The following is a 697-nucleotide window of genomic DNA, read 5'->3' as shown; positions in this document are numbered from 1 at the left end:
ATTATTTCCTAACTTCCGCGAACTTGAATACAAAATCCCATTATATCCAGCATCATAAGCTCGGTTTGATATATTCCCAGTATAGCGGTACACCATATTTTTTTGTACATCATTAGTGACTTTTGTCGTTAATAGATGATTATCTATATCCATACTTTTTATGATATTCGGATCAGTTAAATCTAGAATATTATCTATTTGTACATCGCCAACGAATAGTGACTTACCTTTAATATTTTTCCTTACTTCCATATAAGAGGTAACAACATTTTCACCTAAGTACACATCACCTCCGGTTTTTCTATATTTGGGATCTGAAAAACGATATGATTCACTCGGGTTTGTGCTAATTGCAGGAAAATCAGAGTCATAAATTTTATGACCATCCATAGCTACTTTAGAACCATGCCCTGCAGTTATATTCGGAACAACCTTCGGTTTCGCAGTTACATTCCCCAATTTAGCCACAGTATTCATCGACGGCAACGATCCCAACGCCCGAATACCGACAAGTGATGCGACTATTATACCCAATCCGTGAACCGTATCTAGTTGATCAGGAGAATAGCTATGCCCTTCAGCCATTTTCATCATTATTTCTTCACCACCGGGCGAAGCGCAAGGGCCATAAACGGGTGTACAAGTCAAAGCTATATAGTTTTTTTGCGTTAGAGTTAACTCCCCTCCCTTCGGCCCA

The 697-nt window shown here is 38.7% G+C and carries 1 protein-coding gene; it reads right to left on the bottom strand.

Annotated features, from left to right (window positions below; all coding sequences use genetic code 11):
* On the bottom strand, nucleotides 1-697 hold a 697-nt coding region (locus KSO91_RS17490; protein WP_238744289.1), incomplete at both ends, for a hypothetical protein.

The sequence above is a fragment of the Psychromonas antarctica genome (genome assembly GCF_022267535.1).
Lineage (GTDB): Bacteria > Pseudomonadota > Gammaproteobacteria > Enterobacterales > Psychromonadaceae > Psychromonas > Psychromonas antarctica.
The sequence above is the reverse complement of the archived record's forward strand: the minus strand, read 5'-3'. Positions and strand labels throughout refer to the sequence as shown.